21 protein-coding genes are annotated in these 26,705 nt (G+C 54.6%); 11 read left to right on the top strand and 10 right to left on the bottom strand.

From position 1 onward, the window contains the following. The 4 genes from VFE46_06500 to VFE46_06485 form a co-directional block, all read left to right on the top strand. Positions 1 to 380, top strand: a 380-nt coding sequence (locus tag VFE46_06500) for a hypothetical protein (GenBank protein HZZ27642.1), incomplete at its 5' end; no start/stop codon positions are given. Between the two features lie 153 nt (positions 381 to 533). Then, positions 534 to 1,412, top strand: a complete 879-nt coding sequence (lpxC, locus tag VFE46_06495; GenBank protein HZZ27641.1) for a UDP-3-O-acyl-N-acetylglucosamine deacetylase — start codon at positions 534 to 536, stop codon at positions 1,410 to 1,412. 71 nt (positions 1,413 to 1,483) lie between these two features. Next, a complete protein-coding gene (gene lpxA, locus VFE46_06490) occupies positions 1,484 to 2,290 on the top strand; it encodes an acyl-ACP--UDP-N-acetylglucosamine O-acyltransferase (protein ID HZZ27640.1) in 807 nt (268 codons plus the stop codon). Between the two features lie 75 nt (positions 2,291 to 2,365). Continuing rightward, complete coding sequence (locus VFE46_06485; GenBank protein HZZ27639.1) at positions 2,366 to 3,493, top strand: Gfo/Idh/MocA family oxidoreductase; 1,128 nt, start codon at positions 2,366 to 2,368, stop codon at positions 3,491 to 3,493. A gap of 70 nt (positions 3,494 to 3,563) precedes the next feature. On the opposite strand, the gene VFE46_06480 is transcribed toward VFE46_06485, so the two are convergent. From VFE46_06480 to VFE46_06455, 6 genes are all read right to left on the bottom strand, one after another. Further along, positions 3,564 to 5,444 (bottom strand): ABC transporter ATP-binding protein, encoded by a 1,881-nt coding sequence (locus tag VFE46_06480; protein HZZ27638.1) that lies wholly within the window; start codon positions 5,442 to 5,444, stop codon positions 3,564 to 3,566. 208 nt (positions 5,445 to 5,652) lie between these two features. Then, the gene (locus VFE46_06475; GenBank protein ID HZZ27637.1) at positions 5,653 to 7,215 is read right to left on the bottom strand and encodes an ABC transporter permease; all 1,563 of its coding nucleotides are present in this window, start codon (positions 7,213 to 7,215) and stop codon (positions 5,653 to 5,655) included. Between the two features lie 67 nt (positions 7,216 to 7,282). Further along, on the bottom strand, positions 7,283 to 7,552 hold the full coding sequence (locus VFE46_06470; protein ID HZZ27636.1) for an acylphosphatase: 270 nt from the start codon (positions 7,550 to 7,552) through the stop codon (positions 7,283 to 7,285). A 229-nt stretch (positions 7,553 to 7,781) separates the two neighbouring features. Further along, entirely contained in the window at positions 7,782 to 9,020 is a 1,239-nt protein-coding gene (locus VFE46_06465; GenBank protein ID HZZ27635.1) for a pitrilysin family protein, read from the bottom strand. A gap of 72 nt (positions 9,021 to 9,092) precedes the next feature. Further along, positions 9,093 to 10,334 carry a pitrilysin family protein gene (locus tag VFE46_06460; protein ID HZZ27634.1) on the bottom strand — a complete coding sequence of 414 codons (1,242 nt, stop codon included), beginning with the start codon at positions 10,332 to 10,334 and terminating at the stop codon, positions 9,093 to 9,095. A 168-nt stretch (positions 10,335 to 10,502) separates the two neighbouring features. After that, a complete protein-coding gene (locus VFE46_06455; protein ID HZZ27633.1) occupies positions 10,503 to 11,162 on the bottom strand; it encodes a GNAT family N-acetyltransferase in 660 nt (219 codons plus the stop codon). A 411-nt stretch (positions 11,163 to 11,573) separates the two neighbouring features. On the opposite strand from VFE46_06455, the gene VFE46_06450 reads away from it, so the two are divergent. After that, the gene (locus tag VFE46_06450; protein ID HZZ27632.1) at positions 11,574 to 12,530 is read left to right on the top strand and encodes a transporter; all 957 of its coding nucleotides are present in this window, start codon (positions 11,574 to 11,576) and stop codon (positions 12,528 to 12,530) included. A gap of 173 nt (positions 12,531 to 12,703) precedes the next feature. Continuing rightward, on the top strand, positions 12,704 to 14,146 hold the full coding sequence (locus VFE46_06445) for an Nramp family divalent metal transporter (GenBank protein HZZ27631.1): 1,443 nt from the start codon (positions 12,704 to 12,706) through the stop codon (positions 14,144 to 14,146). A 6-nt stretch (positions 14,147 to 14,152) separates the two neighbouring features. Here VFE46_06445 and VFE46_06440 read toward each other — a convergent pair whose 3' ends face one another. Both VFE46_06440 and VFE46_06435 read right to left on the bottom strand, forming a co-directional pair. Beyond that, the gene (locus VFE46_06440; protein HZZ27630.1) at positions 14,153 to 15,361 is read right to left on the bottom strand and encodes a deoxyribonuclease IV; all 1,209 of its coding nucleotides are present in this window, start codon (positions 15,359 to 15,361) and stop codon (positions 14,153 to 14,155) included. Between the two features lie 245 nt (positions 15,362 to 15,606). Then, positions 15,607 to 18,624 carry a tetratricopeptide repeat protein gene (locus tag VFE46_06435; GenBank protein ID HZZ27629.1) on the bottom strand — a complete coding sequence of 1,006 codons (3,018 nt, stop codon included), beginning with the start codon at positions 18,622 to 18,624 and terminating at the stop codon, positions 15,607 to 15,609. Positions 18,625 to 18,857: 233 nt separating this feature from the next. Here VFE46_06435 and VFE46_06430 point away from each other — a divergent pair, with 233 nt between their 5' ends. Both VFE46_06430 and VFE46_06425 read left to right on the top strand, forming a co-directional pair. Then, entirely contained in the window at positions 18,858 to 19,340 is a 483-nt protein-coding gene (locus tag VFE46_06430) for a hypothetical protein (protein HZZ27628.1), read from the top strand. Between the two features lie 39 nt (positions 19,341 to 19,379). Further along, a complete protein-coding gene (locus VFE46_06425) occupies positions 19,380 to 20,690 on the top strand; it encodes an MFS transporter (GenBank protein HZZ27627.1) in 1,311 nt (436 codons plus the stop codon). On the opposite strand, the gene VFE46_06420 is transcribed toward VFE46_06425, so the two are convergent. Continuing rightward, positions 20,685 to 20,936: a hypothetical protein gene (locus VFE46_06420; protein ID HZZ27626.1), complete on the bottom strand. Its 252-nt coding sequence runs from the start codon at positions 20,934 to 20,936 to the stop codon at positions 20,685 to 20,687. The two genes, VFE46_06425 and VFE46_06420, sit on opposite strands and share 6 nt — an antisense overlap. A 308-nt stretch (positions 20,937 to 21,244) precedes the next feature. Between VFE46_06420 and VFE46_06415 the strand changes: the two genes are divergently transcribed. The 3 genes from VFE46_06415 (at position 21,245) to VFE46_06405 (ending at position 24,638) form a co-directional block, all read left to right on the top strand. Then, positions 21,245 to 23,671: a PEP-CTERM sorting domain-containing protein gene (locus VFE46_06415; GenBank protein HZZ27625.1), complete on the top strand. Its 2,427-nt coding sequence runs from the start codon at positions 21,245 to 21,247 to the stop codon at positions 23,669 to 23,671. 183 nt (positions 23,672 to 23,854) lie between these two features. Then, on the top strand, positions 23,855 to 24,124 hold the full coding sequence (locus tag VFE46_06410) for a hypothetical protein (GenBank protein HZZ27624.1): 270 nt from the start codon (positions 23,855 to 23,857) through the stop codon (positions 24,122 to 24,124). Continuing rightward, positions 24,066 to 24,638 (top strand): hypothetical protein, encoded by a 573-nt coding sequence (locus VFE46_06405; GenBank protein ID HZZ27623.1) that lies wholly within the window; start codon positions 24,066 to 24,068, stop codon positions 24,636 to 24,638. The genes VFE46_06410 and VFE46_06405 overlap by 59 nt, the downstream gene beginning before the upstream one ends. Positions 24,639 to 24,834: 196 nt before the next feature. Here the strand turns inward: VFE46_06405 and acnA are convergent. Beyond that, the coding region (gene acnA / locus VFE46_06400; GenBank protein HZZ27622.1) for an aconitate hydratase AcnA at positions 24,835 to 26,705 on the bottom strand (1,871 nt) is incomplete at its 5' end.

Here is a 26,705-nt window from a genome sequence, read left to right as displayed (position 1 = left end):
CCGACTACAAAAAATTAGAAGCAGACATGCTGAAAAAGCAGGGCGATATTAACTTGAAGGTGTCGCTGCAAAAGAAAGACTTCATGGAGCAGGAGGGGCGCATTTATTTCACTGTGTCGAAGGAGATTGACGATTCCGTGAAGCAAATCGCAATGAAGAACAACATTGCGCTGGTCCTGCGATTTAACGGCGATCCCGTCGATCCGGCAGATCGCAATGACATTCTCCGCGGCATCAATAAGCCAATCGTCTACTACAACGAAAAAATGGACATTACTCCCTTTGTGCTGCAAGACCTGAATCGATCGGCCACTCCTGGAACCGGCAACATTGGCGTACGCCCGCCTGCTGCCACGCAACCTTCGCAGCCATTGCGGTAAGCAAGAACTTTCGCCAGGGGTTAGCAATCGGCAGCGAACGATTCGCGACGTATCGATTCCACCGTTAATCACTTCTTTGCTAAGTGCAGATGGCAACTTGCTAACCGTTGGCTCTCGTCTTCCCTGTCGAATTCATCACGTGTGAGAGAAGCCTTGAGCTACGCCCAACGCAACGAGCGGACAATTGGAAGCGCAGTGGCCGTCGAAGGTTTCGGCTACTGGACCGGACGCGATGTTCGCGTGGAATTTCGGCCGGCTAGTCCGGGTGCGGGCATTGTATTTGTGCGCAGCGATTTATCCCCGCCAGCGCGCATTCCAGCGCTCGTGATTCATCGCATTGAGGTTCCACGCCGTACTGTGTTGCGTTGCGGCAACGCCAGCGTGGAAATGGTCGAGCACGTGCTGGCCGCACTGGCAGGAATGCAAATTGATAATTGCGAAGTATGGGTGAATCAGCCGGAATTGCCCGGCTTAGACGGCTCCAGTCTGAAGTTTGTCGAGGCGCTTGATGCTGCCGGAATCGTTGTTCAAAAGGCGCTGCGGGCCCAACTCATCGTGCGGGAACTTACTCGTCTAGGAGATGATGATTGCTGGATTGAGGCTCGGCCGGGCCGCGCGGCGGAATTAACAGTCCGCTTCCGCATCGATTATGCTTCGGTGGCAAGCATCGGCCGGCAAACCATGCAAATGCCCATTTATCCAGCCACGTTTCGTCGCGATTTGGCGCCAGCCCGCACATTTATGCTCAAAGAGGAAGCCGATTGGCTGCTGGGTCAAGGCCTTGGCGCGCGGGCTACGCTATCTGATTTGCTGGTGTTCGATGCCAATGGTCCCATTGAAAACGAATTGCGATTTGCCGACGAATGCGTGCGTCACAAAGTGTTGGACTTGGTCGGTGATTTGGCACTGGCCGGCTGCGACGTGTTGGGGCACATCGTCGCACAACGGTCCGGCCATCGGCTAAATGCAGAATTAGTGAAAGTATTGCTGTCGGAAGGAGAAAGGATCGCGGGCCGAAGAAAAACAGCCTAAGCGGTTTTCCGCGAATAGCGATCGGAAACACAATAGGGTTCAAATAGGCACGGAATACTTATTCAATACTGATGGCCACGTTTATTGCCCAAAACGCTGTGATCGATCCGAAAGCCGAAATCGGCGAGGATGTGCATATTGGCCCATTCTGCGTCATTGGCCCCGACGTAAAAATAGGCAATGGCACGCGGTTGGAAAACAACATCACACTGATGGGGCACGTTATCTTGGGTGAGCATAATCATTTATTTCCAAGCGTTGTCATTGGCGGCGAGCCACAAGATGTCAGTTATCGCGGTAGCAACACGCAGGTCATCATCGGTAACTACAACATCTTTCGTGAATGCGTTACCGTCAATCGGGCCACTGAAAAAGAGGATGGAATTACCCAAGTCGGCAACCACAATTTTCTGATGGCATGTAGCCATGTGGCGCACGATTGCAAGTTGGGGAACCACATTATCATGGCCAATGCCACCTTGTTAGGCGGACACGTGCATATTTACGATCATGCCACGCTCAGCGGTGGAATTGGCATTCACCACTTCACTACCGTCGGTCGGTATGCGTTTGTCGGCGGACTGGCACGCGTCATTCACGACGTACCGCCGTTTATGCTGTGTGAAGGGCATCCTGCTCGACCGCGCTGCATTAACGTGGTAGCGCTAAAACGTAACAACTTTAGTCCTGAGTCGATCCATTGCTTATCCGAAGCCCACCGGCTGTTGTATCGGGCCAAAGTTGGGCTGGATCATGCCCGAGAAATTCTTCGAACCAATGACAAACTGGTTCCTGCGGTAAACGAATTGCTCAGCTTTATTCAAACGCAACAGGAAGGCAAGCACGGCCGTTCGCGCGAACGCCGCCGTGCCGCTTAACGACACCTAGAGGCGTCGCGCTTTGGCGCGAAATCGCTTTTCGCGGCCATCGCGGTTTATTAGGAGCGGAATCACATGAGCGAACGGATTCGCTTAGCGATTATTGGCGCTGGTCATTTAGGGCGTATTCATGCTCGATTAGCACAACAGGTTCCCAGTGTCGAATTGATTGGCGTGGCTGATCCATTGCCTGAAGCTCGGCGATTGGCGGAGGCCGAGTGTACCGCACCGGTATTGGCCGACTATCACGAATTGATCGGCCGCATCGATGCTGCGGTCATTGCCACCCCGACCCGTTTCCATCACAGCGTCAGTCTGTCCCTGTTGTCGCACGGCATTCATCTACTGGTGGAAAAACCGCTGACGACCACTGTCTCCGAAGCAGACGAAATACTCGCTGCTGCCAACCAACACGGTGTCATTCTGCAAGTGGGGCACATTGAGCGATTCAATTCGGCTTGGAATCATCACGAAGTAATGCCCCTTGTTCACCAACCGAAATACATTGAAGCATCTCGCTGCAGTGGCTACACATTTCGTTCGACCGACATCGGGGTCGTGTTGGACCTGATGATTCACGACTTAGATTTGGCATTGCATTTTGCCAACTCTGCGGTGCGGAATGTGCAAGCGATCGGCATCTCAGTGCTGGGAGATCACGAGGATGTGGCCCAGGCGCGGTTGGAATTTGCCAACGGTTGCGTGGCGAACTTAAGCGCCTCGCGAATCAGCTATAAACCACTGCGACACATGCAAGTGTGGTCCGATCAGGGTTGCGTAACATTTGACTTCGCATCACGCACTGCCACGACGGTGTGTCCCGTTACCGAACTGTTGCAGCGCGAGTTCGATTTAGACGACATTACTCCCGCCTCACGAGCTCATTTGAAAGACCATTTATTTGAAGATTTGTTCCAGATGGAACATTACGCGGCTGCCGAACAAAATGCACTACTGGATGAATTGAATGATTTTGCTGCAAGTATTCGCGAACAACGAGAACCGCGCGTCACCGGCCTGCAAGGTCGAAATGTTTTGGCGGTGGCGGAGCAAGTTTTGACGGCCATCCAAAATCACACTTGGGATGGTGCAACGAACGACCGCACCGGCCCGTTGGCAATGCCCATGACACCCATTTTGCGAGGCCCGCACTGGTCGCTTAACAAGCAATCTTCGACGGAACGTCGCAGAGAGGCCGGGTGACAGAAATCGACAAATGTCGCATGGCCAAATCCAAGAAATTATTCAGCCAGCATTGAATACGCGACTTTCTTCATCGCACCTTGTCGCGAAATTCGTTGAACCGCACGTAATTGAGGTGGCGATAAAGGTCGTTATGTTGCAACAGTTCCTGGTGTGAACTATCCGCCAGCAGTTGCCCCTCATGGAAAAGTAAAATGCGATCAGCATTGCGCAATGTTGCCAATCGTCTGGCTAAAATCACCAGCGTGCAACCTTGAGTAGCGCGTTCCAACGCATCGGCCACACGCTCGGCGGTAATTTGATCTAGATCTTCGCGTGGTTCTTCAATCACAACGACCGATGGCCGTCGCAGCAGGACGCGAGCCAATCCCAATCGAATTGCTTGTCCGGCCGAGAGTGTTAAGCCCGATGGACCAAGCGGTGTTTCCAGTCCTTCCGGTAACGATTGAATGAATTCGTACGCATGCACTTGTCGGGCGGCGGCAATGATATCGTCTGGCGTGAAGTGCGAATGATCACCGACAATATTCTCCGCGATAGTGCCAGTGGTGAGCATGTGTTGGGGCAAAACCAAAGACACCTGACGTCGCACTGATTCCAACGTAGCGTGCCGCACGTCGCGTTCATCAAACAACACCTGTCCTGCTGCCGGATCACAAAATCGGGAAAGCAAGCCTGCTAACGCAAGGGGCGTTTTGTCATCGGAGCAAAATACCGTCGTCGCACGACCGGCTGGCAAGGAAAACGATACATCATCTAGCAGCAAACGGCCTGCCATATCCGCCAGCGTGACGTGTTCCAGTTTCATTTGCCGGCTCAAACGCTCCAGCGGAGTTGCATCAGGCAATTGGCCAATGCGCGGCTCGCGGTCTAAGTATGTAAAAATGTCGTGTGCTGCCTCTTCGGCGGCCGGCAATTGCTCTAGTAACCGTTCGAAACAAAACAGCGGGTACGTCGTCGCTAAAAGCGATGTGCTTAACAGCACGACCCCCGAAAATGAAAGTCTCGCTGGATCGCGCAGCACGTTAAAGCCAGCCAGCAAAATTACAAACCCGGCGACTAACAACGCGCACAGCAGTACAAGCGGCCCCACAACAGACGCTGACGTTTCCTGAGCCAGTGCAGTGGTTTCGTATCTTCTTATATTCTCTTCAAATGTCGATGAATCCACACGGTTTTCCATCGTTAAGTTGGCGAGCAATCGGTTTTGACTTAATTCTGCCTGGAGTAGATGCTCAATAGCTCCTGCACGATCGGCATGTAGTGCCGCACGCTGCCTTGTTCCTTTTCGCAGATGAACAAATAATCGCCAACTGAAAATACTAAGCAGAACTGTTGTCAGCGCCAGCCAGAAATCGACACACAAAGCCAATCCAAACATCAGCAATGCAAAGCTAGCCGCGTGTGGGAAGTTATACCACCACTTGACCAAGGTCCTGCGAACGGTTTCAGTTTTCTCTGAAAACAGCACAGTAGCCGTTAATTTTTGGCCTACGAATAAATCGCCCGCGCCCAACCGATGAGACTGGCCATAAATTTGGTCACGCAATGCTCCCGCCACCCGCAGAGCGTCATGGTTGGCCGATCGCTCTAACCAATAGAGCATCACAGCAGCCAAGCACCCCAAAAATCCCACGCATCCCATAATTGCCAACAAACACGTTTGGTTGTTGCGCAACACGCCCAAAGAACGATACATGCCAATCAAAAATGGACCAATGATTGTTTGTCTCGATTGCCAAACCGTGGGCAACAGACCACATTGCTCGTAACGTGCGGTCTGGGCATCCGTGGCAACCGGCGTAACTCCCCATTCCTTGAGCACATCCGTTTCTGCCGCCGGCACATCGACGTTGCCGCTGTTGGAAAGCAACTCGGCCAGCACCGGCACAAACATAATTAATGCCGCCAAAACCGCCGCCGCCGCAAAGCCAGAAATTGTTACCGCCACAGTACTGCCAATTGATCGGCGCCCAAATCGGCGAACTCTAGCGAATGCTGGATATGGCATGGCGAAAGAAATGACAAATGACGACGTTCGAATGACAAAATGAGCAATTTATCTCGAAGCACCCTGACGCTTGCTGATCCAATGAACAGCTAATCACGGGAAATTGGTCATTATTAATCGCTATTATTTTTCATTCGTGTTTTATCATTTACGCCAAATCGCGGTCTTCGAACAAAATTAATGCCAGCAACATGGCAACTGAGCTGTACAGAAAGCAATACAAAAGTGCCCACTTTAAATAGACCAATGGCACGTCTTGCCCAGCGGCAATTGCCGAATGCAAATTAAAGTTTTCTAGCACCGGCAGCACTGTGGCCAATAACTCCCCGACAAAGTGCACAATTCCATACGGATCGGCTACCTTTGACTGCACCAGCAGGGGAGCCAAATTTCCTAAAGCATACACGGACAGCGAAATCAACAAATTGGGTATCATCGACAGCCGCGTGGAAATGGCCACACTGATCGACGTAATCACTATCGTCTCAAAAAATGCCAGCACCAGCCCCGGCACAATTCCCGACATTTCCGCAAAGCAATCAGGCCACAGCGCTTCGGGAGCGGACGACTCGCGCACGTCGTAAACAACCTTTCCGCAAACCACTACCAACAAAATTACTCCCAGAAACAGATACAGCAGCGATACCGATTGCACCACGCCCAGAAATTTTCCTACGATAAACTGAATTCGTCCCACCGGTTTGGAAAGGACCGTTAGCGCCGTGCGACCTTCGATTTCCTCGGCAATCGAAACGCTGGCTGTCCATGCCGCCACGATGATCGAAAGGAACATAATCAAATCTAACGCACACATCTTCAGCATTTTCACGTCTTCGCCGAAGGTGTTGTACGGAATGAACACGAACGCGACGAGTGCAAAGCTGCCCAATGCCAGCACGACTTGAAACACGGGCTCGTTAATGGCTTCCTTCGCAGTTGCCGATGCCACAGCCATAATTTTCGGTATCAGCAATCGCATGAGCATGTAAAGAATTACTAGCCCGGCAACGCCCGCCGCTGTGTAAGGCACCACCGCAACCTGTGGATATTCTTCTCGCGTTGTGCCAGATACCGCAATTTGTGCTGGACGTTCTGTCGGACTTAGAACGTATAATGTAGCTCTACGGCCTGCAAAAGGATTAATTGCATCACGGTTCTCATCACTGGATTTGCTAGGCCAACTCCATGTTTCGTTCTTGTTGAGCGTGATTTTTTTGGGGATCATGCCCACGTACATCATCCCGGGATCACGTGGATAAAATTCCAAATCTTGGTCGGAGTGAATTTCGATGGAGCGGATTTCTTGAGGACGACAATCGAGTGGAAATTCTTGTGGTTTGTCCGCTTGATCTGCCTTGGCGACCGGCACAGTAAATTGAGTTTGAAAACTGTTTGATAGAGGCAACCGTTCAAGAGACCGCGTAATATCGTCCCACGGCAAATAGCCAACTCCAGCCAGGGACAAGACCACCGAGAGCAGCGCAAAAGCAGCAAATCCACCAGCCAAACACAAAAACGGAAGCACAAAACTTTCGCGTAACGTTCCTTGTGCAACATCGGCCACAGTGGGCGCGACAAGCTTTGCCAACCCGTACAGTGCCGCCAACACAAGCAAACCGCCAATGCAGCCTGCGCCAATCAACCAAATGGGAGTCAACCAGGCCGTCGGATTGGCGGCTAATAAAAACGGCGGAACAATAGCACCAAGCATATGGTGAAACGTCTGCTAGAAAGGATTAAGTAATGAAGATTCAAAAAACTGGAACGTCGTCCAAAAATCAGTGTTCGATGCTAAACCCATCAAATTCTCCCGTCGCGGGCGATTTGTGGACTTCTGCGTGTCGAATGTATCCGCTCATGCGCTCCGCAACCTCGGCCAAAAAACGCTCGATTTCATCTCCCTCTCCTTCCACGATAACCCGAACCCGGCCATCGTCCAAGTTCTGCACATAACCGGTAACATTGTGACCGGCGGAAACTGTACGGGTTGTGTAGCGAAATCCCACCCCTTGAACCCTGCCAAAATAATGCACAGTGCGGCGTTCCACGAATAATTTCGCCGTTTGAAACATTTGTAATAAACCCCAACCCACTGACATTGAGCCATTTAGTATACGATCATTGCTACGCCAAAATACATGGGGGGCGAGCCTTTTTCGAGCTGCCGAATCGAGCCTGGTTTTTGGCCGCGATGGGCATACGGCATTGGGTGGCCAGCGGTTCACTGTCGTTCAGAAAAATCAGCTGGCGTCCGGCAATATTCAGAAGCCCGAAAAACTAATCAGCCGGAGAAATTGCCTTCAATGGTCCGACCACAAAGGTGGTCGGCTGTGTGAGCGGATATTTTTTCTGTACAGCAGCCATGTGCGTCAGCGTCATGGCTTCGACGGCCTTAAGGTCATCTCGCACACTGCGATACTCCTTGCGCTGCACCCAATTGGCACCGATGGTAAATAGCCGGCCCCGAGGACGCTCGCTGGCCAGCACCACACGCGAATTGATTTTATTTTTAGCTTGATCGAGCTCGGCCTGAGTAACTCCCTCTGTCAGCGCGGTATGAAATACTTCCTGTACGCGCCGCAAATTTTCGCCTGCGTATTCCGGATCGCAGCTCATATACGTGAGAAACATTCCCGCGCCCATGTATTCGTGATGGTGCAGACTACAATGCTCGGCCAACCCAGGATCGACTAATTCCCAATACAATCGACTACCGGAATCATCTCCCAGAACCGTTGCCAAAATTTTCGCCGCATATCGATCAGCGTCACTGGCCGTGGGCCCAGGACTCATCATAATGGCGTATTCTTGCGCGGCCGTATCTTTGCACACCACGTGAAAACCGGATTGTGTAGCAGCCGGCGGAAGTGGCCTGTCGGCATCCACCTTCGCCCAGCTGCCGCAACATTCTTGGGCTGTTTGGCATAACTGCGGGAAATCGATCCGCCCTGAGCCGACCAATACGATGTTGCGCGGACAATAACGTCGCTCGAAGTATTTTCGCATTTGATCGACTTGTAATCCTCCCACGCTCTCCGCCGTTCCTAACACACTGCGTGAAAGCGGATGATCGCCGAAAAAAGCCGCCCTACATTTGTCATCGACGCCGAAAGGCGGCTGATCGTCGTACATTTTAATCTCTTCCAAAATCACCTTTTTTTCGGTGGTAAAATCGTCTTCTCGCAACGAGGGGCGCATTAAATCTGCCAACAGCGCCACCGTGCTGTGCAAATACTCCGGCAGCACAGCCGCATAGTAAACCGTGTTTTCTTCGTTGGTGAATGCATTATAGTGCGCACCCATTTCGTCGAACTCTCGGTTCACATTTTCGGCATCGCGGGTGGGCGTGCCTTTAAAAACCATGTGTTCCAGAAAATGGCTGACACCAGAAACGTCGTCGGTCTCATCGCGTGCCCCCGTGTTTACGAAAAAACCCAAGGCTGTGGAAAAAGCGCTGCCATCGCATTCAGCAACCACTTCCAACCCGTTTTCTAACGTTGCGGTTTTGAATTCCACGCTGATTCCTCGCGGATGATGAAATTTACCCCCAGGCCGACGAGCGGCTGAACACGTGGTAGTCGAAGAGATTCATGCGGCAGTCGGGACTTTCAATGGTTTTGGTCCCAGCGTAACAACGGTAAAATCGTTCGGTGGGTTCTCTTCCAGGTATTCGTTGATGCTATCGACTGTCAAATCATCGACCAATTGCCCAAGCTCGGTCAAAGTTCGCGCTTGCCCCAAATGATACCAATCGCGGGCAATCGCGCCACTGCGAGCGGAACTCGATTCACCTTGCATAATCAAGCCACTTTTTACTCGCGCCTTTAACCGCGCCAATTCGGCAGGTAGAATCCCTTTGCCGATGCGTAGTAATTCGGCAATCGTTACATCAAGTGTTTCTTGTGCCCGGTCCGCACTAGTGCCGGCGTAGCACAACACACAGGCTCGGTCGCGCTGCGTGTGATGGCTGGCAAACACTGTGTAACATAGGCCGCGCTTTTCGCGCACTTCGGTAAATAACCGCGCACTCATGCCGCCGCTGAGTACGCCTACCGCGCCGGACGCTCGAAAATAATCGGGATGACGATAGGGTATGCTGTGATAGGCGATGCCGATCTGCGTTTGATTCGATTCATGATGCAAATGTTCGATTTTCACTCCGCGCGCCCCGTCGCCCGGCTCTTCTTCCACCGCCACTTTCCAATCTGCCAAAAGCGAGCCAATCAGATCTTTCATTGCCGTCCACTCAATCCTCCCTGCCACGCCGATAATGGTGCCATTCGGACGAAACAAACGCTGAAAGTGGCGACGAATATCGTCAATGGTGATGGCTTCCAACGATGGCTGTTCTCCTTCGCTGGGACGTCCCCATGGTTCGGGATAATACCGGCGTTTTAATTCCAGCATGACTTTGTGACTGGGATCGTCCTCTATTGAGCGGAGTTCCTGCAGAGCTGCCAAGCGTGCGGCATCAAGCTGATCGTCAGGAAAATGAGGGCGGCGCAATAAGTCGGCGTAAATTCGCAGTGTCGCCCCCAGATTTTTGGCCAACGTGGCTCCGCCAAAGCTCATATGCGCTGATGCCACCGATTCACCCCGCTGGACACCCAGATTTTCCAAATCAGTAATAAACTGCCTGCTGTCGCGCGAACCGCAGCCGCGCTGTGTCATTTCACAAGTGAGCGTCGCCAGGCCAGAGCGATCGACCGCGTCGTAGACAGAACCGGCCGGCACTAATATGCTAAACGCAGCGGATTCGACGGATGGCATCGGCTCGGCAACTAGCACTAAACCGTTGTCGAATTCGTGAGATAGAATGGGCTGCGACACAGACGCTCCGGCAAAGGTGTTTAGGGCTGGTAGATGCCTGCCTAGCTTGAGCTGGCGATGTTAACGTCAAGGCAAGAAGGATTTTGCCAGTTCGAAATTATATCTTAAAAACATAAGGCTGCTTACAAATTGCCGCCCACTCACGGGTGAAGCTACTGCGACCGCTTGCTAAACGTAAGCGACTTGAGACACTTTGTACACAGTTCGAGAGCGTGCAAAGCCTAACTGCTTGTACAGCCGCACGGCGCTGGAATTTTGCGCCGTTACTTCGAGAAACGCCCGATTCAGTCCTGCTTTTTGAAAGCCCGCCAAGGCTTGTTGCATTAAAGCAGTACCTAAACCGAGACCGCGATATTCTGGCACCACGCCCAGGTTTTGAATGGCCCCCATTCCGCTGCGGTCAAACACGCCTTGAACTGTCCCATAATATTTAACTATGCAGTTGCGGTTCTCAACATTGCGTAATTCGAGGGTGCCTGTTCGACTCGGAACGTTACTGATTAGATTGAAACGCGCCGGATCCATGCGACCATCGAACTGTGTTTCATAACCTGTGCAAGCTACCAGCCAAGTGGCTTCAGGCAAAAACCCGGGCTTGGCAACAATTTCCTCCATTAACCGTAAGCAGCCGGCAAAGTCACCTAGGCAGGGAAACACGTTGGAATCGATCTCTGTGCGAAAACTCTGATACTTCGTCTCCGCATGGGCTTCCAGATGGGAGACATTCCAGGGCACAAAATAAAAACGATTTGGTAATAGAGGGTCGGAAAAATCTCGCCCCCGCAAATCAATTTCCATCCTGAAGCGTTTGAAGTATGTCAGGCCCATGATAGCCGGCCCACCGATTGTGGCTGAGTGTAGCAAATGCTCTCGTTGAACCGATTCACTAGGCGAATGTTTCGCCCAAGTTCAATCTACCTGTCACTGACGGAACGGTCAACTTTTTTGACGCAAAGTCCCAGAAAAACGGGCGGTCAACGGTTCCGGTTGAACAATTCAGACCGGTGCCAGCATTTAGCCTTACATATAAATTTGCCGACTTCAAATTACAGCGGTCAGCCTATTGCTGTATTTCCACACTAAGCTGTTCCGCACCTCGGAAAAAAGACCACCCCCGCACAGGGATAGAAAGCTTCAGATTAGGAAAATGCTATGGAACCTGATTTGAATTTCGTATTTCCTGGACATCATGGCTATCACGGTTTGCTTTGCCTATTTTTCATGGCAGTTTGGTATATCATGGCCGAGCCTCAATCTACACTGGCATGCGATGGGGATTGCCCAATTGTTTCTTGCTTGACAGGCAGTTGTTTCGATGCAAACAGCGGCGCCAATCAAAGCGATGAGCAAAAGGAAGACGAGCCGAAAACCAGTTATGGTCCCTGCGATTGCCAGCCTCGAAAGACACTGTTGCAATGGAGCTATGGAACCACATTTTCCGGCGGCCCACCGGGAATGGATGAACCACTGGAAGCGGACCGGCCAGGCTTCACCATTTCTCCCGTCACCGTTGGCAAAGGAGTTGTTCAATTAGAAACCGGCTACACATTCACACTCGACAACGCCGGTGGCATACACCAAGTGGAACACGATTTTCCCGACACATTGTGGCGAATCGGCATGTTTGCCGACTGGTTTGAATGGCGCATCGAATATAACTATTCGATTATTGATAACACCATTAATAACCCGCCGATACCGCCGATTCACCAGCATTTCAGCGGCAGTCAGGATTTACTTCTGGGCTGCAAACTCTGCCTCACGCCGCAAGAAGGGATTCTGCCAGAAATGGGATTTTTGCCGCAAATGAGCGTTCCCAGTGGCGCCCCAAATATTACTGCCGGCCAGGTGCTTCCTGGTTTGCTTTGGGGTTATCAATGGCAAGTGAACAAGATTATTTCGATCACCGGGCTAACTGCGATCACACGAGCCGTGGATGACGTTGGCACGATTTTTACCGAATTCGATCAAGCCCTTTCCGTCCAGTATCAATTAACGCCAAAGCTGCAGGGATATACCGAGTGGTACGTGATTGCCCCCAATGGCCGAACTACGGAGCGAACACAACACTACGCCGATGGTGGCTTCGCCTACCACGTTACCAACAATCTCCAGCTCGATGCCGAATGCGGCGTAGGCCTTAATGCTGCGGCAAATAACTTCTTCGCCGGCAGCGGTGCGGTTGTCCGGTTCTAATTAATCCTCCTCCCTTGGCGCCCTATTAAACAATTCGCTTGACTTTTCCTAACAAATTGCCCATAATTTTGACGAATCAAAATAATGATTTTTATCTCCCTTGCCAAGGCTTTCTAACACTAAAATCCGTGGACTTTTATCGATCGCCATGAATTGCCCTCCCTAATATGGCTATGAGTACCGCCCAGCAGCCTTCGCTAACGCCGAATCGACTCGCCTCTAAGTCGGCATTTTCTGGTGGCGATGGCAAATACAGCAGCCGATCGCTGGAAGGGTTCCACGCTTCGGTGAAGTTGCCCCCGTCCGATGCGGGCTTTTGGCGGCAACTGCGTGCTTTTGCCGGCCCGGCGTTGCTGGTCAGCGTCGGATACATGGATCCCGGCAACTGGGGCACCGATTTAGCGGCCGGCGCAGTGTATCGATACGGCCTGCTGTGGATTATCGCGCTCTCCAGTTTCATGGCGATTTTTATCCAAATTATTGCTGCGCGTCTGGGGGTTGTCACCGGCAAAGATTTAGCCCAGGCCTGCCGCGATTACTATCCCAAGTGGGCGCGCTGGCCGAATTGGATCTTGTGCGAAGTGGCCATCGGCGCTTGCGATTTGGCGGAAGTGTTGGGCAGCGCCCTGGCGCTCAATTTGCTATTTCATATTCCATTGCAGTGGGCGGTGTTAATCACCGCGTTTGACGTCCTCCTGTTGTTGGCGTTGCAAGGGATGGGAATGCGGTTGATCGAAGCCGTTATTTTGGCGCTGGTGGTCACTATCGGCGGCTGTTACTTCATCGAAATTTTCGTGTTGCCGCAAACACAACCCAACTTTTTGGAAATGGGCCGCGCGCTTTTGTCGCCCGGCTTTCGCCAGGAAGGAATGGTTGTTCTGGCCATCGGCTTGATCGGCGCAACGGTCATGCCGCACAATTTGTATCTTCATTCGGCGCTGGTTCAATCGCGAAAACTCCCTTCTGACGATAAATCGAAGCGTCGGGCCATCAAGTTCAACTCCATCGATACCGTGGTGGCATTGTTCGCTGCCCTGCTGGTAAACGGGGCGATTTTGGTGATGGCAGCCATCGTGTTTTATGGGAAAGATGGAGTGCAAATTCCCGGCGGAAAATATATTGCCTTCAACGCCAATTCCGATTGGATTCGTGATGCGTATTTAACCCTGGCGCCATTGTTAGGCACCGGCCTGGCGAGCATATTGTTTGCCGTGGCCCTGTTAGCCAGCGGACAAAGCAGCACCATCACCGGCACTTTGGCCGGACAAGTCGTCATGGAAGGCTTCATGCACTGGCGCATACGGCCTTGGATACGCCGGCTCATTACTCGTACCATGGCGATCATTCCAGCCATCTTTATCATTGGCATTCGCGGCGAAACCAATTCGGTGACCAGTCTCATCAATCTCAGCCAAGTGGTGCTGGCCATGCAGCTTCCGCTGGCCATGTTTCCCCTGCTGCACTTCACCAGCTCGAAAAAATGGATGGGCGCCAATCGCCTGGGTTGGTTCCTGCTGATCGTCGGTTGGGGCTCTGCCATTTTGATCATCGCCTTAGATTTGTACGGCCTGCCCGATGCACTTCAAAGCGCCTGGGCCGTGATTGCTGGTCATTAAGCGTTGTCATGTTGCGGTGCCTTTCACTAAACTGCGCAGCATGGCCAAGTTCATCTGGTCCATTTTTCCGCCACTGTCTTTTCCCTGTTCGTCTTCCTTGGGCGTTTCCAAGTACATTGGCACGTCGGCAAATCGCGAATCGTTCAGCAACAAGCGAAAGCCTTCCAATCCAATTTTCCCGCGCCCAATGTGCTCATGCCGATCAACGCGCGAACCCAAATCTTTTTTGCTGTCGTTCAAGTGAATCGCTTTCACTAATTTCAAACCCACGATGTCGTCGAGCTGCCGCATCGTGGCTTCGTAATCTTTCGGTGTAGATATCGGATAGCCTGCGGCCAGCAAGTGGCAGGTGTCGATGCACACCGCCAATCGTTTGGTTTTCTTCACACCATCCAGAATCGTCGCCAAATGCTCAAAACGCCATCCCAGTGCACTCCCCTGCCCGGCCGTATTTTCCAGTAGCGTACACACCCGGAGCTGGCCAACTTTTTCGTGCACTTCGTCCAGGGCTTGCACAATTCGTGCTAGCCCGGCCTCTTCGCTGCTGGTGGTGAACGAACCCGGGTGCATCACCACATAGGGAATGCCCAATTGCTCGGCCCGCAACAGCTCCACGGCAAATGCTTCCACCGACTTCCGCCACAGGGCCTCGTCCGGCGCCGCCAAATTAATGAGATACGAATCGTGCGCCAGCGGATGCCGAATGTTGTGCTGCGCCAGCGCCGCTTGAAATTTCGCCGCGTCATCCTCAGTAATCGCCTTGGCCCGCCACTGATTGTTATTCTTTGTGAATAGCTGGACGCAATCGCAGCCGGTTTCGGCGGCATGTTCCGCCGCCCGATAATATCCGCCGGCAATCGATTGATGGGCGCCAAGAATGGGCATAACAACCACGGGGATGATTAGGATCAGTGATAAAATAACGGACCGGGCCGCACGTGGGGAGGGCTGAAAATCGCTGCGGGCCACCGTCGGTGGAGTTTTGCCCGTTTTGCCCCCGATTTTTATTCGCGCGCCAAAATTGATCGGTTTTGAGCAGGCATGTCCGCCGCCGGCTCGAGAAAATCGCGAGCCGCCGCGGCCGGCGTGGTGACACAACAAATTGAATTTACGTCCGATAGTGCCCATTGCCAGCGAATTGTTGCCGCCTACTCTGCTAACTCGCGCGACAATCGCTGCGGCAAATGAACCAGGCGTGATGAATGCTCGAATCATGGCTGACGGCTGGAAATAAATAGCAAAGGTTAGCGATGCAGTGATCAACCCGCACAAACGGGCAACAACGCACGCTGAGCTGGTTTATACAGATGTACACTAGCAGCCGCCGGGCCCGAAGGCAATGGTATTTTTGGGCCACCACGCCGGAGGAATTTCTGGGGATGCTGGACAAGTGAGAGTGCCTGGCCCAACCGCCGGCGATACCATCGCCGGCTTTATGGGAATCAGCAGTGGCGCTCGGTTTACCGCCAGTCGCCGGAAAGTTCGAAGGCGGCCCAGTAGAAGGGGGGCATGCGGCCGTCGTGGGTTGGTTTGCTCGACCCTGTATTGTTACTTGACGCTGTGTTGTCATCGGGCAGTTCTATGCCGCGGTTGGCTCCTTCGCGCAACATTTTCAGTTGCGATTGCCGCAAGGCTTCCAGCCGCGAGAAATGCTTGCCCGAGTCCCACAGGTTTTCGTAGAAATCGGTCATCAGCAGTTGACTGGCTTTGTCGGGAATCTTCCACAGCGTGGCCACGGTGCTGCGGGCTCCGGCCAATTGAAACGCCCGTTGCAGGCCCAGCACTCCTTCGCCGCCGGCGGTTTGGCCCAGGCCGGTTTGACAGGCCGAGAGCGTGGCCAACTGCACGTGGCTTAAATCGAGTTCTTCCACCGCCAGCGCCGTCAGAATGCCGTCGTCTTGGCCCGGCTCAGCCTGCTGATTCGCGCCGGCCAGCGCCAAGCCGGAGAGGACATCGGGATGGTAACCGGCCACGTCGAGCGCGGCAGATCGCATTTCCGCGCCGGCAGTTTTCTCTTTGCCACTTTCATCCACTAGCGCCGAGCGATAGCCCGGTGGAGTGAAAAAGCCATGCGTTGCCAGGTGCAAATAAGCATAATGCGGCATGGCCTCGCACACCGCCTGCTTGGTGGCCTGATCTTTCCGCAGCGATTTGTGCTGGGCGTCGGGAAAGCGCTGCTCGAATGAATCGTTGATGGCGACGATTTCCGCCCGAGTGCCGGGGAGCGGATCGAATCGCCAATGGCCGTTTTGATTTTGCGGCGCACGCAGGACCAATTGCTCGGCTTGCGGCAATGGCGTCAGGGCCGCTTTGAAATCGACTTCACCGACCGTGAGGAGTGAAGGCGATTTTTCTGCTCCCTCTCCCCTGGCGGGTCGAAGACTCGCCGTGGCGGGAGAGGGCCGGGGTGAGGGGGAATTCAGCGCCAGCAATTCCGGCAGCAAGCGCGGAATGGGAACGGTGGCAATGGCCACATCTTCAATTAAATACGTTCCCTCTTTTTTGCCCGGTAGCGCGGCCAGTGGAAACCGGTCGAGCGCGCCATCAGGCGAAACCAGCACGGTCTTAGCATCCGACAGTTTCTCTTCCAGCGGCTGCCAAACGAGTTTCCGCAGCTGGGCCCCATCCTCGGCCGAATAACTTTCCCGCCAGTGGTCAACCAACTCGGCAATCGGTTTGGATGGGCCTAGTTCAATCCACTGGATCGGTTGATCTCGCCGCACGACAAACGCCGCCAGCCATTGCTCCCCCGTTGTATTTTGTTCTTTTTTCTTCGGTGGTTGGGAATTCCAGTATTCTAAAAAATCGACTAGCACCGAGCCTGTCGGCAGCACACGCTGCAAATCGGCCGGCGTAAGTTTTTGCTCCGCGAGTTGCCGGCGATAATCGGCACTCGTCGCGGCGAGCTGTTGCTGCAATGTTTCCAGCTTCTCATTCAATTCCGCCAGGTTGTGCTTGTAGTCGTCAGCTTGATCGGGCTTGGGAGTGGCGCGGGAAAGGCTATCTAATTGCCGAGCGGTATCGGCCAATTGAGCGTACAAAGCAGCCACTTTGGGATCGTGTGAACTGGCACGCAATTGCCGCATCGCCTGTTGCCGAGCTGAAACAGAACCCTTCCAGGCTAGCACTTCGGCATAAGCTTGTTCAGCCGGAGTTTCTGCATCGTGAGAAATTGTTAAGTACTCGTCGAGCGCGTACCGCACTAATTCGGCCATTTGCAGTTGTTGCCGCTCCGATTGAATAACGGCAGTCCGCTCCAACTGTCCGCGCAAAATGGTCAGCGCCCGGTGCGAAAGGGGCTCCGCTTGTGCACCCTGGCCCCGGGCGTCGTAAAGAAATGCCATGAGGTTGAGGCTTTGGGCTACGTCGGGATGATCGGGGCCGAGAGCCGTTTCTCTAATCTTCAAGGCCCGCTGGTAGAGCGGCAGCGCTTCGCTGTAACTACCCTGCGTATGGTACAGCATGGCGAGGCTGTTTAGCTTTGTGGCTAAACCGGGATGTTCGGGCCCCAAGGATTTCTCACCAATCTTCAAGGCCCGCTGATACAGCGGTAGCGCCTCGGCATAATTCTCCTGATAGGTATACAGCCCGGCCAAGTTGTTCAGAATTTGGGCAACATCGGGGTGATCGGGGCCGAAAGCTTTTTCATAGATTTTTAAGGCCCGCTGGAAGAGAGGAAGCGCCTCGGCGTAATTTCCCAGATCTTGGTACACCAAGGCCAGGTTGTTGACGTCGGTGGCGACAAACAGATGATCGGGGCCGAGAGCTTTTTCATCAATCTTGATGGCCCGCTGAAACAAAGGCAGAGCGTCTGCGTAGTTTCCCTGATCTTGATACAGCCCGGCCAGGTTGTTGAGACTTTGGCTTACGTCGGTATGATCGGGGCCCAAGGCTTTTTCACGAATCTTCAAGGACCGCTGGTACAGGGGGAGCGCCTCGGCGTAGTTTCCCTGATCTTGGTACAGCCCGGCCAAGTTGTTGAGGTCGGTAGCAACTTCGCAATCATCAGAACCAAGTGCCTTTTCGTCTATCGTCAAAGCTTGCTGAAAATTTGCCAGTGCCTCAGCATACTTGCCGGCATGCTGCTGCACGAATCCGAGCCAAGCAGCACCATTGGCAATTAGGTGATCATCGATCGGTCCCAAAGCCGCTTTACGGAGCTTGATTGCTTCCGCGGCCAGCGGAATGGCATCGACGTATTTGCCTTGATCGTTCAGTTTGCTGACTTGATTTAGCAAACTATTGGCCCGATCGAGCTGTTGTTGTTGCTGGGAGGTGTATTTGGTTTGTGGTTTTTCGCCAGCGGGCGATTGGGGCGCAGTGCTGTTATTTGCCGGCGGCGTTGGTCCTTGTGGTTGAGCCGGCGGTTGGGATGCCTGCTGGGCGGCGACGGGGTGGAGGGCAAGGAGCGGAAGGACACAGCAGAGGGCCAGTGCGCTGATGAGGCGGGGGCGGGGGCGAAGAAGAGGATCGAACATTGATCAAATGCTCAGAAAGGGGCGGGCCGGTGATAATCAGTATAGCACCCCTGAAGGGGCGGCGGGCGGGTGGTTGGTGGCTGGGGGACGGTGAATGGATAGCACCCGACTGGCACAGTCGGGCTATGTAGGCTGGTGGAAATGCCAGCATTTTTGGGCGCTACTAAACATTTTCGTGGGGATGCGCTACAATCAAAGACATAGGCAGGCGGCGAGAACAAGGAGCATATAGCATGACCATCGTGGAATGGATTGTCGCCGGGCTGTTGTTTATAGCCGGCGTTGTTCTGGGGACTGTGCTGGCGAAAAAAAAATCGTTGGGGGGCCGCCGCCGCCAATTGGCCGAAGCGCAATTACAGTTTCATCGGATGCGCGAACAGTTGGAAGCGAAGTTTTTGCAACGGGCCGGGCTCAGCGGCAAACCGCGCGGCCTGCGCTGGGCCGATTGCGAATTCGAAAACGATGTAACTTACGCGCGCGACCGAAGAACGCGCGAGCTATCGGCGTTTGTGGCCGTCTCCATTAAGTTCGAAGCGATTCCCGGCGGCGGCATGGAAGAAGTAGAAGCGGTCAACAACGCGAAGTACGCCACGGCCGTGTTTCGCTACGATCCGCGGAAATTGTGGGTGCCCGACCCGCAGCCGATTTTCAATTTGAATCCCAGCGAGGCGGTGCGGCGGTTTGAAAGCACGCTGGAACCGGTTGCCCAGGAATGACGAATGACTAAATCTGAATGACGAAGGCCGCGGCCGTTCATGTCTAACGTCGCTTCGAACGGCCGGAAGGAAATCTCTCGCCTGCGTGATCTTTCGCCCACGCAATGGAAATCTGGCCTGGCGGCGTGGTTGGGCTGGCTGTTCGACGGCCTGGACATGCACTTGTACACGCCGGTGGCGCTGCCCTTTGTGGCGCTGCTGCTGAGCCAGCAGTTGGGGCGGCCGGTCGATACGCACGAAGATATTGTGGCGCAGCACAGCAGCTGGATTCAGGCTGCGTTTTTAGTTGGCTGGGCCGTGGGAGGCACATTTTTCGGCCGCATTGGCGATCGCTTGGGACGCAGCCGGGCGTTGGCACTGACGATATTCACGTATGCGCTGTTCACAGGATTATCGTTTTTCGCGCAAGCCTGGCAGCAGTTGTTTGCGTTTCGCTTTTTAGCGGCGCTGGGCATTGGCGGCGAATGGGCCGTAGGCGCTTCGCTGCTTTCCGAAACATGGCCGCCGCGCTGGCGACCGTGGATTGCCGCCGTGCTGCAAACGGGCGTGAACATTGGGACGCTGTTAGCAGGCTTGGCCAGCGTGATTTTGCTTTCGTGGGGGAAGTTGCCGAATCGGTCTGTATTTTTGGTGGGCATTTTGCCGGCGCTATTGGTGCTGTGGATTCGTTGGGCCGTGCCGGAGCCGGAAGAATGGGAGTTTGCAAAACGGCGCGCGGCGGCAGATCAACCCCGCTTCAGAGAATTGTTTCGCCGGCCGGCGCGGCGGACCACCGTGCTGGTGATTACGGTTTGCGCCACGGCGCTGTCGGGGCACTGGGCATTTATGTTCTGGTTTCAACAGCAGCTGCGCCACTTGCCCGACGTGGCCACGTGGACCGAAGCAGACCAAAGCGGGCTGGTCGGCAGGGCCTTGGTATGGGTGATGGTGCTGTCGATTATGGGAAATTTTTTGGCCGGCTGGATGGCCCGAGTGATGGGGTACCGGCGGTCGATCTCGCTGTTGTGCGCGGCGTATTTTCTGTCGATGTTTTTGGCTTACGGCGTGCCCCGCGATCATACAGCCACGTGGTGGTGGCTGATTGGGCCGGGCATTTCGCAAGGAGTGTTTGCCCTATTCACGATGTACGTGCCGCCGCTATTTCCGACGTTGCTGCGCACCACAGGAGCGGGATTTTGCTACAACATTGGCCGCGTGGCCGCGGCGTTTGGCACGGTGTATTTCGGCAGCTTTGGACAGGCGGGCGATTATCGGCTGGCACTGTTCTATTCGGGCTTTTTGTTTGTGCCAGCTGCGGCAGTGGCGCTGCTGCTGCCCGAAGGACCTAGTGAGATGGGTACAGCATCATGAAGCTTCGGAATGCAAACCATCGAACCACTCGGAAACTTCGTTCCAGTTTCGCGGGCGGGAAATTTTTCCGTTCAGCGGCTTCCAGCGCAGTCCGCCAACGCTGACCACCAGCGTGCCAAGCTTGCGGTCTTTCTTCTTCCATTTCCCCCACACTTCGAACTTGACGCCTGGCCGGCCGATGTAAATGGATTGCTCCACTTGCGCCGAAACCCATTTGGTGGGCCGCCCTTTTCGTCTGCCTTTCATATGTGGCTCCGAAATGACTTATAGGTGGTTGCTGTATTACATAATACGCTGAATCGACGGAGATTTCTCGGAATAAGACTAGGGGAAAATCACTTACTCGCGGCCTGAGTGGATGGTTCACATTGTGAGATTTTGATTTCCAGAACATATTTTCTTTTGACACCATAGCAGGGGGCGGATACATTCTATCCACGGCAAGGCCTCATTCCTCGGGACAGGAAGATGCAAACGTAAACCGCTGGTTTATGTCCTTTCCGCCAGAAAGGACCGCTACTGCATCGACCATTTTTGTCTCGAGGAGCTTCACTATGTTTCGAGGGCCATTTCTTGCGTGCGCGCTGGTTGGAACGGCGATTTTAATTGTTGCTTCTGAAGTTCGGGCTGATACTTCGCAAACCGCCGCCGTGAGCGGCAGCGCTGCACAGCTTACGGCTGCCGGATTTCCGGGCCTCAATGGGGCCGCCGTTAATGTTGGTGTGATCGAAGCCGGGGGCCTTGCTAACGCCTCCTACGGCGTGGCCAACCCTGCACCGACCGGGTTCACCTTCAACAACGCCGCGAACACGCAAACGACCACGATCAGCTTCCAAATGCAGTTGCCCAACGGCAACCCCGATCTTCCCGGCGCCCGCTTTAACTTTCCGGATTTGGGTGGCGGCAACCTTGCCAACGGCGGCAATGCGTTGCCCGCTGGCATGGCGGTTGGCAATCACGCCTCGGAAGTGACCGGAGTCATCATGGGCACGGGTGTAACTGGTGTCGGCGACCGCGGCATCGCCACTTCGTCGTTCATCGAAATGACAGCGTTCGCTGGTAGTAATAACCAAGCCACGCTACAAACGAACAGCTCCCAGGAGGTCTTCAACTCGCTGAACGCCGCACCATTTGGGCAGGACGTTCAGGTGGCGAACATGAGTTGGGGCCTGGTGAACCCGGTTGTCCCGGCAGCGAATGCCAACGCCTACCTCAATGCCGTTGGCTACATTCAGGCAGTCGATGGGACGGGCACTCCCCTGTACCTCAACGCAACGAAGAATGGCACTACGACCAGTGCAGCAGCCGCCCTAAAATACAGCAACGGCAACGCCGTTCCCATGGTCGCCCTGACCGCCACCAGCGGGATTCCGGTTGCCAGCAATAATGGCAGCTCGTTTTCATCGATGTTCACCGATTGGGCTGCCGCTAAGTTTAACTCGCTGCTGGTGATCGCCGGCAACGAATCCAATCCCGTCACCACGGCCGCGTTCAACGCCACCCAGGGCTACTTCGCCCCAACAACCGTCGGCTCCGCCCCGGCCCTCCACCTTCAGGCCGGTTCCCCCTCCGACGATTACAACTCCATTAACGTCGGCGCCACCGGACAACGCGGAGCGTTCAACGGCGCCGGCCAATTCATTCCCAACGGCACCGGCCCGCTGAATTACGGCGTCAATTCCGCCTACAACACGACCAACATTACCGGCGGTTCCGCCATCGCGCTGGGCTCCGGCGCGACCAACGGCATTAGTCCGATCACCGGCTATGGCCGACTCAAAACAGACATTGTTGCGCCCGGCGGCGACCCGGGTAACCCCGCAAACTTCGGCGCCGCTGGCACCGCCGGCACGCCGGCAAGCTTCGGCACGGCGGGCGGGCTCTCCTTCGGCGACCAATTCACATCCACCGCCGGCGGCGTGTTGAGAACGCGCACCGTAAAAACCAAACCGGGCGGCGTGGTGACCAGCCAATCCTCGACCGACGACACCTACTTCGGCCAGCCACTGGGAGCCCCCCCCGCCAATTCCAACGACGTTACCACGAACAGCAACTACGACTTCGGCTTCGACGGGGCGAATGTAGATCCCGACGGCGAAGCGGGCACCAGCTTCGCTGCGCCGCTGGTCACAGGCGCCGCATCGCTGATTTACCAATACGGCAACGACAACTTCGTCCCCGCTCTCCACTCCGAAGCCGTCGATCACCGCGTGATCAAAGCCATTATTTTGAACGGCGCCACGCACACCTATAACGGCCAGAACCTCATGGAGACCAACGGCACCACCCCGTGGACCCGCCTGGCCGGCGCGGGCACGACTCCCGTGCTGCAAGGAACCAATATTCTCCAATACCCGGGCACTGCCCTTCCGAAGGTCCGCCCGGGACTTGATCCGCAACTGGGCACCGGCATGCTCAACGTTGTCAACAGCCTCAAAAACTACGCCGCCGGAGAACAAGCCCCCGGTCTGGTCAACCCCGTGGGCTGGGATTCGGAAACCGTCAAGACCACGGCTACTCCGAATTCCATCGTGGATGCTTACACCATCAACGTTCCCATCGCCGGCCTGTTCCAAGCCACTCTCGACTGGGACGATGCCATTAATAACGCCAACGGCGGCACCGCCGGCGTTAACGGCAGCGGCACCTTCAACGGCACCAACACTTTTTCCCGACTGAACCTCACCGACCTGGATTTGTATTTGTTCTCAGTCAATCCCGCCGATGGTTCGCTGATACAGGTTTTTGACTATTCCACGAGCGATATCGACAACGTCGAATACCTCTACGACAACCTTCCCGCCGGCACTTACCAACTGGACGTCGCCGATGCCCAATATGCTCCGCCTAGCGACACCGTCTACGGGTTAGCATGGACTGCGGTGCCCGAGCCGGCCAGCTTTGTGCTGATGGCCGTGGCCGGAGTGCTGGTTTTGGCATACCGCCGTCGACGAGCACTGATAACTACTGCTTGTTCGTAATCATTGCCCCTTGAGCAGCTTCCGCAGCACGGTTTGTAGAATGCCGCCGTTGCGGTAGTAATCCAGCTCCACGTGCCAGCATATCCCAGATAACTTGCTCTTGATTTCGTCTATCGAGTAGTCTATTTTCAGGATCGCTGACCTCCTCAGAGAGGGGGCTTTTTTTCACGGAGGAAACAAGCGATGTCAATCCATGTTGCTAGTCAAATCGTCGTGGACGGAAGCGCAATTGAATACGCGTTCAGAATGGGGCAGACAATTGAGCGGTTGCTTCTTGAGCAAAGCATCAAGGAGTGTGAAGAAAGCGGCTCTTCGCTGGTGACAAAAGATCATGTCAAGTCTTGTCTCAATTGGTCTTTGTTTGAAAGGCTGATTGCAGAATCGGAGTGCGTCAATGGCGGGATTTGTTCAACCAAGCGAACTGGGAATCGAGAATCTAGGGAAGCCGCTTGATCGATCTGCTGTTGTTGCTTTGCCAGAATTAGTGAGCTCGCTGCAACACGCGCTTCTTTGGGAGGCAGTTCGACTCTCAAAAGAACCATACATATCGGTTGACGATCTTGAAACTGCTTATCATCGCCTTGCTTTCCCAGAAAGAGATGCGCTGAGCTTGTCAGATGCCCAGGCGGTCATCACAAGGGCTTTGCGCGAGAACAGGGCAATTGAGTGGGTGTCTTATGGAATGGCTGTAGTGCTATTCATTTTCGGATTAGCACTATTTGTATTTGGTGTCGCAAACGCAGACAGTGCAACGCGCGTTGGGGCGTTCATCGGTGGTTCGCTTGTTGAGACACTGATTTTAATCCCGTTTAGATTTGCTATCAATTCTCGTAGGCAAAATATCTCTTTGCGAATGGTGGGTATAATTCTCAACCGAGTTGACGATCCAAAAAAGATGTCGCAACTGTTACTCGACACGTTCGCGGCTGTCGTTGTGGGAAAACAGGCGAAAAACGGAGCGGAATGAACTATGGCCAAGTGGCTAAAATGGTTAGATCAGAGATTCTTTTCACCGCCGCATAGTGTCGAATCAGTTCTCGAATTGTTGATCCCTGTTCTGAACTCAACATGCCTGAAGCGGGAGGAAAAAGCATCGCCGGCGGGAAAGGACGCCTCGATCTCCAAAAAACAGGGAACAGAATACCAAAGTTAGTTTGAATTACCTATCCTAGTAACTTCCGCAGCACGGTTTGTAGAATGCCGCCGTTGCGGTAGTAATCCAGCTCCACCGGCGTGTCGATGCGCACCTTAGCGCTGATTTTTTTTGCCGAACCGTCGGGACTTGTAGCCGTTAGCGTGATCGTGCTGCGCGGTTGCAATTGATCATCCAGCGGAATGTCGAATACTTCTTCGCCTGTCAGGCCGCGGCCTTGCCAGGTTTGGTCGGGCAGGAACTGCAGCGGCAGCACACCCATGCCCACCAAGTTGCTGCGATGAATGCGTTCGAAGCTCGCCGCCAACACGGCCCGCACCCCTTGCAGCATGGGTCCTTTGGCCGCCCAATCGCGGCTGGAGCCGGAACCGTACTCGGCGCCGGCCAGCACAATCAGCGGCACGCCTTCGGCTTTGTACTTCATGGCCGCATCGTAAATGCTCATTGGCTGGCCGTCGGGCAAGTGACGGGTAACGCCCCCCTCCGTTCCCGGCGCCAGCAAGTTGCGAATGCGAATATTGGCGAACGTGCCGCGGGTCATCACTCGATCGTTCCCGCGGCGCGAGCCGTAGCTGTTGAAATCGGCCGGCTGCACGCCATGCTCAATGAGAAATTTCCCGGCGGAGCCTTTGGCAGAAATAGAACCGGCCGGCGAAATGTGATCGGTCGTAATTGAATCACCAAAGGCAGCCAGGCAGCGCGCGCCTTTGATCGGTTGAATTGGCCCGGGCTGCGGCGGCAGGTCGATTAAAAACGGGGGCTCCTGAATGTACGTGCTGTCCGGATGCCACTCGTACAAATCCCCTTCGCTGGTTTTGATGGCGTTCCATTTGGGATTGCTGTTCCACACGCTGCCATAGCGCGCTTGGAACATGGCCGGCGTAACGGCGGCCGACATGGTTTTCGCCACTTGCTCGCGCGTGGGCCAAATATCTTTCAGAAAGACATCTTTGCCGTCGCGGCTTTTGCCCAAGGGTTCTTTGGTTAAGTCGATGTCGGTTGTGCCGGCCAGGGCATAAGCCACCACCAAAGGCGGACTGGCTAGGTAATTCGCCTTCACCAGCGGATTCACACGGCCTTCAAAATTTCGATTGCCGCTGAGCACGGCGGCCGCCACCAGGTCGCCATCGGTCACGGCCGTGGCGACAGGCTCCGGGAGCGGGCCGCTGTTGCCAATGCAGGTAGTGCAACCGTAGCCAACTGTTTGGAAGCCCAGAGCATTCAAGGAATCGGTGAGGCCGGCTTTCTCCAAATAATCGGTCACGACGCGGCTGCCGGGGGCCAGGCTGGTTTTCACATACGGCTTAACCTTCATTCCCTTGTCGGCAGCGTTCTTGGCCAACAAACCGGCCGCTAACATCACCGACGGATTGCTGGTGTTGGTGCAACTGGTGATGGCCGCAATTACCACCGAGCCGTGCTTGAGCTTTTCGGTGCGTCCGTTGAAAGCCACGTCGATGCCCTCCATGCCCGGGTCTGCGTCCACCACGGCGGCGGCCGCTTCCGCGGTGAGGGCTTGCGCGCCGTTGGCGGCCAAGCCGGCCGGCGGGCCCCCTTCCCCTTCCCAACTGCTGATGTTGGAAACTTTCGTCACGCTGTTTTTGCCATAGGTGTTGATTAAATCGTGCTGCCAGCGCGGCTTCATCATCGACAGCGGCACGCGATCTTGCGGACGCTTCGGCCCGGCCATGCTCGGCTCGACCGTGCCCAAATCAAGCCGCAGCACTTTGGTGTACTTGATGGGCGTGGCGCCGGCGTCGTCGGTGCGGAACAGACCCTGCTCTTTGTAATATCGCTCCACTAAATCGACTTCTGCTTTTGTGCGGCCGGTGAAGCGCAAGTAGTTCAGCGTTTCGGCATCGACAGGAAAGTAGCCCATGG

The sequence above is a fragment of the Pirellulales bacterium genome, from assembly GCA_035656635.1.
Classification (GTDB): domain Bacteria; phylum Planctomycetota; class Planctomycetia; order Pirellulales; family JADZDJ01; genus DATJYL01.
This window is presented reverse-complemented; position numbering and strand designations above follow the sequence as displayed.